This window comes from Algoriphagus sp. (assembly GCF_024305035.1).
Taxonomy (GTDB): Bacteria; Bacteroidota; Bacteroidia; order Cytophagales; family Cyclobacteriaceae; genus Algoriphagus.
This window is the reverse complement of record NZ_JAMWZB010000016.1, coordinates 85,312-97,983: the sequence shown is the minus strand read 5'-3', so window position 1 is coordinate 97,983 and position 12,672 is coordinate 85,312. Positions and strand designations below refer to the sequence as shown.

The window sequence follows — 12,672 nt, the reverse complement described above, 5'->3', positions numbered from 1 at the left end:
AAAACGCTAAATTTTTATGAAAATCGGAATTATTCGTGAAGGAAAAAATCCCCCGGATAGGCGAAGTCCATTTACACCCGAGCAAGTGTCCTTATTGGAGGAAAGATACGAAGGGGCTTTCCGTTTTTTTGTGGAGTCAAGTCCGGACAGGGCATTTTCCGATGAGGAGTACCGACAAAAAGGGATTGAAGTTTTAGATGACATTTCAGCATGTGATGTTTTTTTTGGAGTGAAGGAAGTTCCAATCGAGCAGCTCAAGTCTGGAAAGACTTATTTCTTTTTCTCTCATACGATCAAGCGTCAAATCTACAATAGAGGGCTTCTCCAAGCAGTTTTGGAAAAAAACATTCGGCTCATTGACTACGAGGTGCTCAAGAATCAACAGGGAAATCGAGTCGTGGCCTTTGGTCGTTGGGCGGGCATTGTAGGAGCCTACAATGCTTTTTGGACCTATGGAGTCAAAACGGATTTATTTCAGCTCAAACGGGCTAAAGATTGCTTTGATTTGGCCGAGATGCAGGACGAATTGGAAAAAGTGCAACTTCCTCCGATCAAAATCATTCTTACCGGAGCAGGACGGGTAGGCAAAGGAGCACGGGAAATATTGGAATCCCTGAATATTCGGGAAGTTAGCAAGGAGGAATTTCTCCACTGGTATTTTGATGAACCGGTTTTTGTCAACTTGCATTCTGCTGATTACAATCGCCGAAAGACGGATGGTGGGTTTGACAAGGAGGAATTTTATCAGTTTCCAGAGCGGTACGAGAGTCATTTTGCTAAATTTGCTGAAGCCGCAGAGCTATTAATTGCGGCTTCCTACTGGGATCCGGAGGCTCCCCGTTTGTTTGAGCTTCACCAAATCAATGATGAGGATTTTTCCATTTCTGTCATAGCCGATATCACCTGTGACATCAATGGCTCAGTTCCTACTACCTGCCGTGCTTCGACAATTGCTTCACCGGTTTACGATATTGATCGGGAGAGCGGTCAGGAAATTAAAGCGTTTGGGAAGCAAACCAGTATTTCGGTGATGGCAATTGATAATTTGCCCTGTGAATTGCCCCGGGAGGCGAGCCGGGATTTTGGAGAGCAACTCATAAAATGGGTGATTCCGGAACTTTTAAAAGATCATTCGCCTATTTTGGAGCAAGCAACCGTCGCCAGGGATGGAGACCTAACCTTGGAATTTATGCATTTAAAAGATTTTGTTTATCCTCATGAATAAGCTAAACAGATACCTAGAGTCTACCTTATTGAAACCGACCATGACTGAAAAGGAGGTAGACGTTTTGGTCAGGGAAGCGATCGAAGAGCAGGTTGTCGGAGTTTGTGTTCCTCCATTTTGGGTCAAAAAAGTAAAAAGAGATCTTCAGGATCAGGATATTCAATTGGTTACTGTAATTGGTTTTCCCTTTGGCTATCAAGACACGGCGACCAAAGCCTTTGAAACCAGTGTGGCTATTGAAAATGGGGCTGATGAGTTGGATCTGGTCTGGTCACAGACCGCGTATCATTCCGGGATGAACTGGCCGAAAATTGAGATCGCAAAAATTAGTAAAATCTGTCATGAATCAGATCGATCACTCAAGGTCATTATCGAAACCGCCTATCTTAATTCAGAGCAAATCCGGGAAGCCTGTTTGATTTGTCAGGATTCGGGCGCAGACTTTGTCAAAACTTCAACAGGATATGCTACAAGCGGAGCTAAAATGGAAGATATTGTCCTGATGCGAAAGACCTTATCTTCTCAGGTGGGGATCAAAGCAAGCGGAGGAATCAAAAGCTTGGACTTTGCTTTAAGCTTGATTCAAGCGGGTGCCGATCGGATCGGTACCAGTTCTGCCAAGCAATTGATGGATGCTTGGAGGGCTGCCAAAACTTAATCGGTACTGAAGTAGATCAGTAAAAAAGGAATAATGAAGAAGGTTAACAAAATATAAGCAAATCCCAAAAATCGGGATTGGACCGATTTTTTACCCATATATAAGGCGAGTTGTACGGGTAAAATTCGAATGGAAGGAAAGGATAAAATGACTATTGCACCCAAAACATTGAACAATAAATGAACGATTGCCAAAGCAATTGCTGCTTCACTTTTGTAAATGGCGGCAATCCCTGCTGTGATGGTCGTTCCAATATTAGCTCCTACAATAAAAGGGAAAACCTTTTTAAGTGAGACCTTTCGATTGGCCACTAAAGGGACTATCAGGGAGGTAGTAACCGTGCTTGACTGGACAGCTGCAGTAAAAAAAACCCCATAAAGCATTGCGATGCCTGTTTTTTTAAATATCAGCTTGCTGATATCCCTAAAGCTATCTACCACAAAGGTTTTATAAACCGCGGTAGCCAGCAATTTAATGGACACAAAAACCAAGAAGACGGCAATCAATGCCATTAAAAAAGGAATACCGATGATGCGGTTAAGCCATTCGGTTAGCGGCCGGGTAAAGACCACATTGTTAAATATGGGGCCATTTAAAGGAACGTCAGAGACAAAAAAGCCCGCTAGAAATGAGGCGGATTGGGATAAAAATCCAAAATAAAGTTCCAGGGGAAGGAGGAACAATACCGTGAAAATGTTGAATAAATCATGAACTATTCCTGCCGAAAGGGCACGTTTGAATTCCTTCTTTTTCATGATGAAGGAAAAAGACACTAACGTACTTGTTAGTGTTGTACCAATATTGGCCCCCATGACCATGGGTACCGCTTGATCCAAACTCATGGATCCTGACGCGACTACAGCCACAATACTGGAAGTTACCGTAGAGCTGCTTTGAATCAAGGCGGTCATCAATAAACCGATAAAAAGGCTGACAAAGGGGTTTCGGGTCGCCACCAACAACTCCTTAAAAACAGTATCATTCAGGTTGCCCATAGACACCACCAGCATGTCAATGGAAAAGATAAACAGGAGCAAAGCCACTCCCATGACTAAATAGCTTTTAGTCGGATTTGACTTTTTGATCTCTGGTTCCCAGCTTTCCATTTGATTGGCTGTGGTGAGTTGGTTTAGGTGAGTAAGAAATGGGAAATGACTTGTTTAAATTTAGCCACTCTCCAAATTTTTATTCAATTATTTGGCAAAAGTTGAAATTTTTTTACGAAATACAAGCTTCAAGTCTGCTCAAAACGAATGATTTGCACTGAGTTAACAATTTCTTAATATGGCTAGCGAAATAACTTCTTTAATTTTGTCCCAAAGCCTATAAATACCCACCATGGCCAAGAAAAACATCGACCAAAATATCAATCAGGAAAAGCTTTCTAAAACCGCCTATGCCCTGTTTGATTTTACCAAGAAAGAAAAATCATTTTTGATCATGGTCAGCGTACTAGTTTCCATTGCGGCGATCATCACTCCTTATACCTATGCGGCGATGTGGTTTGGGTTTAGTTTGGCAGCCTATTCGGCCATTGCTAATGACAGTATCCAAACGATAGGAACATTTATCGCCTCCAATCAAAACCGTAAGTGGTACTGGTTGTGGTTATTTATGGGATTGATCTTTGTAGGTACGGTCACCTACAGTTGGTTTACCTATAATGGTGATGTTAGCTATGAGCGCTTAAGTGTTCCGGGGTTGGAACAAGCTCCGACTAGTTTTGTTTTTCTCCAATTGGCTGCACCCATAGTCCTGTTGATCATGACTAGGATGCGGATGCCGGTATCTACCACTTTCCTCCTTTTGAACGTCTTTACGTACAAAGCAGGAACTATTGTGGACGTGATGTTCAAAAGTTTTTCCGGTTACCTCTTAGCCTTTGTGATTGCCATCGTGGTTTGGTTTGTTTTGGAGCGATTTGTGAAGAATTATCTGAAAGGGGAAGCCAAACCGTATTGGATCTTTTTACAGTGGATTACTTCCGGAATGCTTTGGTCGGTATGGATTATGCAAGACGCGGCTAATATCGCGGTATTTTTACCCCGACAGTTAAATGCTTGGGAATTTTCGGCCTATGCTGGATTCGTATTTCTTGGACTTGGTTTTCTCTTTTACATGAAGGGGGATAAAATCCAGCAGATTGTTAATGAGAAAACCAGTGTCACTGATGTCCGGGCGGCGACAATTGTGGATTTTGTGTATGCAATAATCCTGTTTTACTTCAAAATATACAGTGCAGTTCCCATGAGTACGACTTGGGTATTTATTGGTTTGCTGGGCGGTAGAGAGTTGGCAATTGCGATCGGGAAGCATGGTAAAGCTAAGAAAAAGCATGCGTGGAGGTATCGAGCTTTTACCTTAGCCAGAAAAGACATTTCCAAGGCCTTTATTGGATTAGTGGTTTCCCTGATTTTGGCAATTATTATCAATGAGGGAGTACGAAACGAAATTTTGGATTACTTCCGGTAATGGAGCTTTATTCCCAGGAGTTTTTTATGAATGAAGCCCTCAAACAGGCAAAAATCGCCTTTGAGGAGGGAGAAATTCCAGTAGGTGCGGTGGTGGTCTGTAAAAACAGAATTATTGCCAAAGCCTACAATCAAACCGAAAAACTCAATGATGTCACGGCCCATGCCGAAATGATTGCCATTACCTCAGCGGCTAATTCCCTGGGGAGTAAATACCTTTCTGATTGTACCCTTTATGTGACGTTAGAACCTTGCCTGATGTGTGGCGGGGCACTTTTTTGGTCCCAAATCAGTCAGGTATTTTTTGGAGCGGCTGATCCCAAACGAGGTTACCAGCAAATTGGGCCCTCGGTTTTACATCCCAAAACCAAGGTTCAAGGCGGGATTTTGGCTGAGGAATCCACTCAATTGTTGAATGAATTTTTTAAAAAGCTGAGAAAATAGCTAGAATTTGGAGTTCAAAGAACCTTTTTTAGTATTCGATGGTTTTCAAACCAAATGTAAGAATCAATTTTAATTCATGTTTAACTATAAATTTTAAAACAAAATGGCTTTTGAACTCCCACCATTACCTTACGCTTTCAATGCACTCGAACCGCATATCGATGCCCGCACCATGGAAATTCATCACGGAAAGCATCACAACGCCTATGTAACCAACTTGAACAATGCCATCGCAGGCACTGATCTAGAAGGAAAATCGCTCGAAGAGCTGATGCTTCAAGCAGGAGCTAACGTAGCGGTCCGAAACAATGGAGGCGGACATTACAACCACAGTCTTTTTTGGTCCATTCTTTCCCCTACCGGCGGAGGTCAACCCACTGCCGAGCTCGCCAATGCGATCAATGATAAATTTACCAACTTTGATAATTTTAAGGAAACTTTCAATAAGGCAGCAGCAACTCGTTTCGGCTCTGGCTGGGCTTGGTTAATTTTGACTGCAGCAGGCAAGCTAGAAGTAATTTCTTCCCCGAATCAGGATAATCCTCTGATGGATGTTGCTGAAATCAAAGGAACTCCAATCATCGGTTTAGATGTATGGGAGCATGCTTACTACCTGAATTATCAAAATAGAAGGCCGGATTACATTTCTGCATTTTGGAATGTAATCAATTGGGGTGAAGCAAACAGACGCTACTTGGCGGCCTTGAAATAATCGATTAAACTTTACTTTAACCCTCTTGGTATTTGATCGAGAGGGTTATTTTTTTCTTCTGGTCGCTCTTGTCATTAATTTTCTAGACAAATAATCGATTACTTCATAATTGATTAAATTACTGGCGGAACGCTCAGCTTACTTTCCTATGATATTATTATTCCTTTACCTTTTTGTTGCTTTAATCACCTCTTTTTTATGCTCATTTATGGAGGCGGTTCTCCTTTCTGCACCTGTTTCTTATTTACGGGCTCAGGGGGCAAAAGGAGTCAAAAGTGCGGTTACCATGATCGAGCTAAAAAAAGATATTGACCGGCCGCTTTCCGCTATCCTTTCCCTAAACACCGTGGCACATACGGTAGGTGCAGCTGGGGTTGGGGCGCAAGCCACCTTAGTTTTTGGGGAAGCCTATTTTGGAATCGTTTCTGCAGTATTAACGCTTTTGATTTTGGTTGTTACTGAGATTATCCCAAAAACACTCGGAGCAAATTATGCCAAAGAGCTTACCGCTTTAGCCAGCAAACTGATCCAGGCTACCATTTTTATAACCTACCCTCTGGTTTTGATTTCTTCTGTCCTGACTAAAGCCTTGACTAGAAACAAACAGGAACTGACCACTAGTCGGGACGAGATCTCTGTTTTGGCAAGCATCGGTACCGAGGAGGGAATTTTTGCTGAAAAGGAGAATAAAATCATTCAAAATCTGATTAAGCTCAAAAGCTATAAAATCGCCGAAATTATGACTCCTCGGATCGTAGTGGTTTTGGCCAATGAGGAAATGGAACTTCAGGAGTTTTTAAAGAATAAGGAATTTTTGCACTTTTCTCGGATCCCGGTTTACCAGGGTAATCGGGATAATATCACAGGATATGTCTTTCGGGAATTGGTTTTTGAAAAGCTCGCAGAGGATCAGTTTGACCTTAAACTCAAAGATATCAAACGGGATATTTTGACTTTCCAAGAGACTACAACCTTACTTAGCGCTTGGGATTTAATGATTCAGAAAAAAGAGCATATTTCCATTGTTGTGGATAAATACGGCGGGGTAGACGGAATTGCCACACTTGAAGATATCATCGAAACGCTTCTCGGATTTGAAATTCTCGATGAAAAAGACCAGATTGAAGACATGCAGAAATATGCACTGGAGCGCTGGAAAACCAAGCAGAAAAAATATGAGCTTTTAAAAGAAAAAACAGATTCTCCATAAGAATGTAATTCAGCTCAATCCTGAATATTTTCGTATCCCTTTGACACTTCTTCTATGACTAATTTTATCCCCTATCAAGTGCCGTATCCGGTAGCTGATCCCTATGCTAAAAAAGTGGCCTATTTCTCCATGGAATTTGCCATTCATCAGCCCTTAAAAATCTATTCTGGCGGATTGGGCTTTCTTTCTGGCTCTCACTTGCGAAGTGCTTATGAATTGAAGCAGAACCTGATCGGAATCGGGATCCTTTGGAAATATGGCTACTACGATCAGAGTCGAAATCAGGATCAAACCCTGAAGCCCGAGTGGTACGAAAAAACCTATAGTTTTCTTCAGGACAGCGGGATCAAATTTCAAATTACGGTCCATGATAATCCCGTTTGGGTCAAAGCCTGGTATCTTGCTCCGGAGACTTTTCAGTCGGCGCCCCTGTTTCTGCTCAGTACGGATCTTCCCGAAAACGACTACCTCAGCCAAACGATTTCCCATAAATTATACGATGCAGATACCGCAGCCAAAATCGCCCAATGTATGCTGTTGGGATTGGGCGGGGCCAAACTGCTGGATATTCTTAATTTCAACCCGGATGTTTATCATCTCAACGAAGCCCATGGAGTGAGTGCGGTATTTCACCTGATTCAAAAATTGGGGAGTAAAGAAGCCGTGAAAAAACAATTGGTGTTTACCACCCATACCCCGGAGGAAGCTGGAAACGAAAAACACGATTATCACCTGCTCAATAAAATGAGCTTTTTCAATGGGCTGCCATTGGAGGAAGTCAAAAAACTCACCGGAATGAATGGAGAGATTTTTAATCACAGTCTGGCGGCCTTACGCTTTGCCCGAAAAGCCAATGGCGTATCTAAACTACATGGTGAAGTGAGCCGCGAGATGTGGAAAAATTACCCTGATATTCCTGAAATCACCCACATTACCAATTCTCAAAATTTTCGCTATTGGGCGGATAAGCAGCTGTATCGTTTTTTGGAAAATAAGGATGATGCAGGGTTTATTGATCGGAAACGGTACTTAAAAAAGCGCGCTTTTGAGTTGGTGGCGGATCAAACGGGAAAATTGCTAAATCCCGACGTGTTAACTATGGTCTGGGCTAGAAGATTTGCAGCGTATAAGCGGGCAGACTTGATTACTCGGGATTTGCGTCGATTTGATGCCCTGATGAGAAATACCAACTACCCTGTTCAAATCATCTGGGCAGGAAAGCCTTATCCCATGGACTATGGCGCAATTTCGGTATTTAATCAATTGGTGCATTTGAGCAAAAACTATCCTAATGTCGCCGTATGTGTGGGCTACGAATTGACACTAAGTAAGCGATTGAAGCAGGCTTCGGATATCTGGCTGAATACTCCCCGGGTGCCCAGGGAGGCTTCTGGTACCTCAGGGATGACTGCATCGATGAATGGATCAGTTAACTTTTCCACTTATGATGGATGGATTTGTGAGTTTGCTGATCCTGGCAAAAATAGCTTCATTGTTCCTCCTGCCAATTATGCTTCCATGACGATTCAGGAGACCGATGAATACGATATGGAGAAGTTTTTTGAAATTCTTGAGAATGAAATCCTTCCCACTTATTACGATCAGCCAGATCAGTGGAGGAAAATCGTGCAACAGGGGATGAACCAAGTCAATGGATTTTTCGAGAGTAACCGAATGGCCGATGAGTATTATCAGCTGATGTATCATCCGGAATAAATTCCGTTGATCCTAGATTTACAGGCTCAAAGCGGAAATTCCAATTTGAGCCTTTAGTTTTCGATCGGTATTCAATTAATTCCCTTATCCTAACCAAGCATACCCCATGAAAAACCTCGTAATTTTTATCTTAGCCCTGGTGTATTTACCTGGCTATTCACAGGATTTTATGCCGCCTTTGATCGATTGGAGTGGTAAATCGGAAAGTTTACCCGTGGCCAAAGATCACCCTTGGGTCACTCCGGGCGAACGTGATGATTTGACTACCTCACCGGATTATGAAGAAACGGTCAGTTGGTTAGGTAGACTTGCCAACTCCTCCCCACTTGTGGAAATGAAATCGCTGGGTAAAAGTGAGCAAGGAAGAGACATTTGGATGCTGGTAGCCAGTGGTGATTCCCATTTCGATCCAGCCCTAATTAGCGCTCAAGAAAAACCGGTTTTGCTATTTCATGGGGGGATTCATGCTGGTGAGATCGATGGAAAAGATGCCGGAATGATGCTGTTCAGGGATATTATTCATGGAGAAAAAGGACATTTATTGGATCAGGCCATCTTGCTTTTTATACCTATTCTCAATGTGGACGGGCATGAGCGGAGAAGTGAATATGGCCGGGTTAATCAGCGAGGCCCACGCGAAATGGGCTGGAGGAGCAATGCGCAAAACCTTAATTTAAACCGCGATTACACCAAGCTCGAAACAGCCGGTGTTCGGGCGGTAGTTGAGGTGATCAATGCTTATGATCCTGATTTATATGTGGATATTCATGTGACTGACGGAGCAGATTATCAGTACGATATTACCTACGGTTATGTCAAAACGGGTGGATATTCCCCAGCAATCAGCGCTTTTTTGTCTGACAAATTCCAACCCGAAGTCGATCAGGCCTTGAGTGATTGGGGACATATTCCAGGTCCCTTGCTTTTTGCGGCCAACGGGCAGGATTTTTCCGAAGGGAATGTGGCATTTTCATTCAGTCCAAGATTTTCTCATACCTACGGGGATGCGCGTCATTTACCCTCGATTTTGATCGAAAATCATTCCCTCAAGCCCTTTCGGCAGCGGGTTTTGGGCACCTATGTTTTTTTGGAGCAAGCGATCAAAACGATCGGTGAGCATTACAAGGAAATTCGGGACGCAATACGAGCAGACCAAAATCAAGTTAAAGAAGAGTTGATTGTCAAATTTGGCTTTCGGGAAAGCCCTGCGGATACGATGGAATTTTTGGGAATCGCTTCCGAAAAAGTAAAATCTGAGATCACGGGCAGAGAATACATCCAGTGGAAAGGAGAACCCATCACCCAGCAGGTTCCTAGCCTGCTAATGGATAGACCGGTACAAGAAGTGAGTACACCGGAAGCTTATTTTATTTCGGCCGAATGGACTGAAGTGATCGAAAAACTTCGGCTGCATGGATTAAAAATGGAAACCCTCGAAACTTCCACTGAACTCGAATTGGAATTTGACTTTTTGACCGAATACCAACTTTCGCCGAGCCCCCTGGAAGGCAAAATCCGTTTCCAGTCATTTGAAACCAAGCCGATCACCCGGCGAGTAAAGTTGGTGCCCGGCTCAGTCAAAATCCCCGTGGATCAGAATTTGGGTGAGTTAGCAAGTCTTCTCTTGGAAGCCGAGTCAGTGGATAGTTTTTTCCAGTGGGGGTATTTTATGCCCATTCTTTCCCAAACCGAATACATGGAAACTTACATCATGGAGCCGATGATTCAGCAGCTGTTGAAAGAGGATGCAGCGATGAGGGCAGAATTTGAGCAGGCAAAAGCTGCAAACCCTGATTGGGTACATTCTCCGCGGAGTATCTATCGTTGGTTTTATGAGCGTACTCCATACTTTGATCAAAACTGGAAGGTAATTCCTGTAGGGAAATTACGATAACGAAATGACTATGAAAATCGAACATATTGCCCTATGGGTAAAAAATCTGGAATTGATGAAGGAGTTTTACTGCACTTATTTTGGTTTTGAGGCAGGAGATAAATACCAGAACCAAGCGAAGGGTTTTACCTCTTATTTTTTGAGAAAACCTGATGGGCCAAGATTGGAATTAATGCACCGAAATGATATACCTGTTTATTTTGGTGAGCGTGGTGAAAAAATGGGCTTGGCACATTTTGCGATCAGTTTGGGCTCTACGCAAGAGGTGGATCATATCACCGCTAATTTTGAGCAAAACGGGATTGCTGTTTTGGGTCAGCCCCGATGGACTGGTGATGGCTATTATGAAAGTGTAATCGAAGATCCGGAGGGGAATTGGATCGAGTTGACGGTTTGAGTTAAATCTCCTCCAGCACCAGTCCAAATCGGACGCTGATTTCATTTTGAACTTTAACTGTGCCTAGAAATTTTACCGGGGGATCAATTTGAAAATCGCTGAAGGTCACCGTTTGAGACCCGATGAGTCGGGTTTTGCCATTTTTTTCAAACTTCAAGTCGCAGGAAATCGGAAAGCGTCTACAGACCCCTGCCAAGGTTATTTCCACATTTCCATTGAGACTTTCTTGGGGGGTATTGGGGTTTTTACGAATCAAATCCAAAAAACGTACTCGAATCTGCGGGTGTTCATCGGCTTGGACCGTCTGATGAAAGTCCTTAGTCATCATGCGATTGAAGCAATCAAAATTGGCTGAAGAAAGTACAATCTCGCCAGACCAAACCGCTTGATTTTTTTCAGGAAAAAGGACTTCGGTCAGAATATCATTTCCGCTATAGTTGATTGATTGGCACTCAAAACTATTGATATTGGTTTTCCCTAATATCTCGACCACACTTTTTTCGGAGACTAGCCATTGGCTTTCTTTTTTGTTTGTCGCAGTGAATCCGAGGAGAATTACTGCCAAACCTATCCAACTTAGTGCTCGGGTTTTCATGATGAGTTGTTTTAAAAAAGGCCAGCCTTGGAGGCCGGCCGTTAATTTAGCTCGTTTTTTCTTCTTGGATTAGAAGCTGATGGCAGCCTCAAGGCTTAGGCCTTTGAATTCGCCGCCGTTGTATTTGTTGTCAGCAGCAAAACCTGATTTGTACTGTTGATTGACATACTCCAGTTTTACCAAGACATTGTTTGTCATGAACCAGCCACCGCCGATATTGGTCCGGTTGATTTGTACATCCGCTGCGGATTCGTTGGCGTTTCCTTGGACAGAGTTGACACGTCCACCGATGTAAAACTGCTCAGAAGTTCCGAATCGATAGAGAGCTTCTGCTGCTACTTGAGTGAATTGTCCATTTCCCAATTCTTCTGAGTTGCTCACGATTTCATAGATTCCGAAGAATTCCAAGCCTTTGTACTTGATGAAGGGGTTGAACTGAATCGCAGACATTTGCTGGAATCGTGGGTTGAATCGACCTTCGAAGTCATTCGCATTTCCTTCTAATGCTTGCATTACATTGTAGTATCGAGAGCCAGCCCGGTCCCCACCGAATAACCAAGTACCAGTAGTTGTTCCCTTATTGATGTACCAAGACCCGGTCAATCGGAATCGGAAGTCTTCGCTCAACTGTTTGTCAAACCCTAATTTTCCGTAGAAAGAAACCTTATTGTCAGAGTTGTCATTGACGATTACCGATTGGTTCAATTTACCATTGGATAAACCGACCACCCCGATGAATCCCTTGTCCTGCACTGTCACTTCACCAAAAGCCTCAGTGGAGAAAGAGTCCATGATGTAGTTGCCAATAAAGGGGTTGAAAATCACGCGGGCATTGTCAGATCGTCGGAAGTGCGCATCGCCATAGTTGAATTCGTCCAACCCTACGGTGATGGTCGTTTTACTCATCAATCCTTCCAAGAAACCGGGACGAATGAAATCTAATTTGTCGATTTGCATGTGTCCGCCTTTGACCCAAGCTTCATTGTGGTGCTTGGAAGAAAGGTAAGTTCTCAAGTGTAATCGGACTCCATCGGCCAGCTGCGTGTTGATGTTTAGGTTGGCAGTAGGTAGATTGACATTGGAGCCTAGGTCAACCAAATTATTCAATGCATTGGAGTGGTTGATGGACTGGAATTGAAGGGCGAAATCCCCGCCGACAAATACCCGGACTTTGTCAAATTTCTTCTCCTCTTCTTTAGGAGTTTCGAATACATTGAGTCCTCTTTTGTCATTTGCCCGGAAGTACTGAAGTTCGGTTTCATTTTCTTGAGCAAATGCTACAGTTGAAGTCATGGCTGCGAGTACAAATGCACCTGCTTGGAGCCAGTTGGATTGCTTTTTCATAGCGAT

At 43.2% G+C, this 12,672-nt stretch carries 12 protein-coding genes; 9 read left to right on the top strand and 3 right to left on the bottom strand.

What is annotated here, in order from left to right; translation table 11 throughout:
- Positions 1 to 16 precede the first annotated feature (16 nt).
- Both Q0L00_RS10930 and deoC read left to right on the top strand, forming a co-directional pair.
- Positions 17 to 1,225 (top strand): NAD(P)-dependent oxidoreductase, encoded by a 1,209-nt coding sequence (locus Q0L00_RS10930; RefSeq protein ID WP_297336910.1) that lies wholly within the window; start codon positions 17 to 19, stop codon positions 1,223 to 1,225.
- Complete coding sequence (gene deoC, locus Q0L00_RS10925) at positions 1,218 to 1,883, top strand: deoxyribose-phosphate aldolase (RefSeq protein ID WP_297336909.1); 666 nt, start codon at positions 1,218 to 1,220, stop codon at positions 1,881 to 1,883. Before Q0L00_RS10930 ends, deoC begins: the two co-directional genes overlap by 8 nt.
- On the opposite strand, the gene Q0L00_RS10920 is transcribed toward deoC, so the two are convergent.
- Positions 1,880 to 2,989 carry a Na/Pi symporter gene (locus tag Q0L00_RS10920; RefSeq protein ID WP_297336908.1) on the bottom strand — a complete coding sequence of 370 codons (1,110 nt, stop codon included), beginning with the start codon at positions 2,987 to 2,989 and terminating at the stop codon, positions 1,880 to 1,882. The genes deoC and Q0L00_RS10920 overlap by 4 nt on opposite strands.
- A 232-nt stretch (positions 2,990 to 3,221) precedes the next feature.
- Between Q0L00_RS10920 and Q0L00_RS10915 the strand changes: the two genes are divergently transcribed.
- From Q0L00_RS10915 to Q0L00_RS10885, 7 genes are all read left to right on the top strand, one after another.
- Complete coding sequence (locus Q0L00_RS10915) at positions 3,222 to 4,355, top strand: hypothetical protein (RefSeq protein ID WP_297336907.1); 1,134 nt, start codon at positions 3,222 to 3,224, stop codon at positions 4,353 to 4,355.
- Positions 4,355 to 4,798: a nucleoside deaminase gene (locus Q0L00_RS10910; RefSeq protein ID WP_297336906.1), complete on the top strand. Its 444-nt coding sequence runs from the start codon at positions 4,355 to 4,357 to the stop codon at positions 4,796 to 4,798. Before Q0L00_RS10915 ends, Q0L00_RS10910 begins: the two co-directional genes overlap by 1 nt.
- 103 nt (positions 4,799 to 4,901) lie before the next feature.
- On the top strand, positions 4,902 to 5,510 hold the full coding sequence (locus Q0L00_RS10905; RefSeq protein WP_297336905.1) for a superoxide dismutase: 609 nt from the start codon (positions 4,902 to 4,904) through the stop codon (positions 5,508 to 5,510).
- 148 nt (positions 5,511 to 5,658) lie between these two features.
- On the top strand, positions 5,659 to 6,720 hold the full coding sequence (locus tag Q0L00_RS10900; protein WP_297336904.1) for a CNNM domain-containing protein: 1,062 nt from the start codon (positions 5,659 to 5,661) through the stop codon (positions 6,718 to 6,720).
- Positions 6,721 to 6,774: 54 nt separating this feature from the next.
- On the top strand, positions 6,775 to 8,436 hold the full coding sequence (gene glgP / locus Q0L00_RS10895; RefSeq protein ID WP_297336903.1) for an alpha-glucan family phosphorylase: 1,662 nt from the start codon (positions 6,775 to 6,777) through the stop codon (positions 8,434 to 8,436).
- 106 nt (positions 8,437 to 8,542) lie between these two features.
- Positions 8,543 to 10,330, top strand: coding sequence for a M14 family metallopeptidase (locus tag Q0L00_RS10890; RefSeq protein ID WP_297336902.1), 1,788 nt, complete (start codon positions 8,543 to 8,545; stop codon positions 10,328 to 10,330).
- A 4-nt stretch (positions 10,331 to 10,334) separates the two neighbouring features.
- Positions 10,335 to 10,727: a VOC family protein gene (locus Q0L00_RS10885; protein ID WP_363318535.1), complete on the top strand. Its 393-nt coding sequence runs from the start codon at positions 10,335 to 10,337 to the stop codon at positions 10,725 to 10,727.
- Position 10,728: 1 nt separating this feature from the next.
- Here the strand turns inward: Q0L00_RS10885 and Q0L00_RS10880 are convergent, their stop codons facing one another.
- Both Q0L00_RS10880 and Q0L00_RS10875 read right to left on the bottom strand, forming a co-directional pair.
- The gene (locus tag Q0L00_RS10880) at positions 10,729 to 11,322 is read right to left on the bottom strand and encodes a hypothetical protein (RefSeq protein ID WP_297336901.1); all 594 of its coding nucleotides are present in this window, start codon (positions 11,320 to 11,322) and stop codon (positions 10,729 to 10,731) included.
- 69 nt (positions 11,323 to 11,391) lie between these two features.
- Entirely contained in the window at positions 11,392 to 12,666 is a 1,275-nt protein-coding gene (locus Q0L00_RS10875; RefSeq protein WP_297336900.1) for a hypothetical protein, read from the bottom strand.
- Positions 12,667 to 12,672 lie beyond the last annotated feature (6 nt).

Excerpts from the sequence above, each read along its gene's own strand:
- Q0L00_RS10930 (WP_297336910.1), top strand. The coding sequence starts at position 17 with ATGAAAATCGGAATTATTCGTGAAGGAAAAAATCCCCCGGATAGGCGA.
- deoC (WP_297336909.1), top strand. The coding sequence starts at position 1,218 with ATGAATAAGCTAAACAGATACCTAGAGTCTACCTTATTGAAACCGACC.
- Q0L00_RS10920 (WP_297336908.1), bottom strand. The coding sequence starts at position 2,989 with ATGGAAAGCTGGGAACCAGAGATCAAAAAGTCAAATCCGACTAAAAGC.
- Q0L00_RS10915 (WP_297336907.1), top strand. The coding sequence starts at position 3,222 with ATGGCCAAGAAAAACATCGACCAAAATATCAATCAGGAAAAGCTTTCT.
- Q0L00_RS10910 (WP_297336906.1), top strand. The coding sequence starts at position 4,355 with ATGGAGCTTTATTCCCAGGAGTTTTTTATGAATGAAGCCCTCAAACAG.
- Q0L00_RS10905 (WP_297336905.1), top strand. The coding sequence starts at position 4,902 with ATGGCTTTTGAACTCCCACCATTACCTTACGCTTTCAATGCACTCGAA.
- Q0L00_RS10900 (WP_297336904.1), top strand. The coding sequence starts at position 5,659 with ATGATATTATTATTCCTTTACCTTTTTGTTGCTTTAATCACCTCTTTT.
- glgP (WP_297336903.1), top strand. The coding sequence starts at position 6,775 with ATGACTAATTTTATCCCCTATCAAGTGCCGTATCCGGTAGCTGATCCC.
- Q0L00_RS10890 (WP_297336902.1), top strand. The coding sequence starts at position 8,543 with ATGAAAAACCTCGTAATTTTTATCTTAGCCCTGGTGTATTTACCTGGC.
- Q0L00_RS10885 (WP_363318535.1), top strand. The coding sequence starts at position 10,335 with ATGACTATGAAAATCGAACATATTGCCCTATGGGTAAAAAATCTGGAA.
- Q0L00_RS10880 (WP_297336901.1), bottom strand. The coding sequence starts at position 11,322 with ATGAAAACCCGAGCACTAAGTTGGATAGGTTTGGCAGTAATTCTCCTC.
- Q0L00_RS10875 (WP_297336900.1), bottom strand. The coding sequence starts at position 12,666 with ATGAAAAAGCAATCCAACTGGCTCCAAGCAGGTGCATTTGTACTCGCA.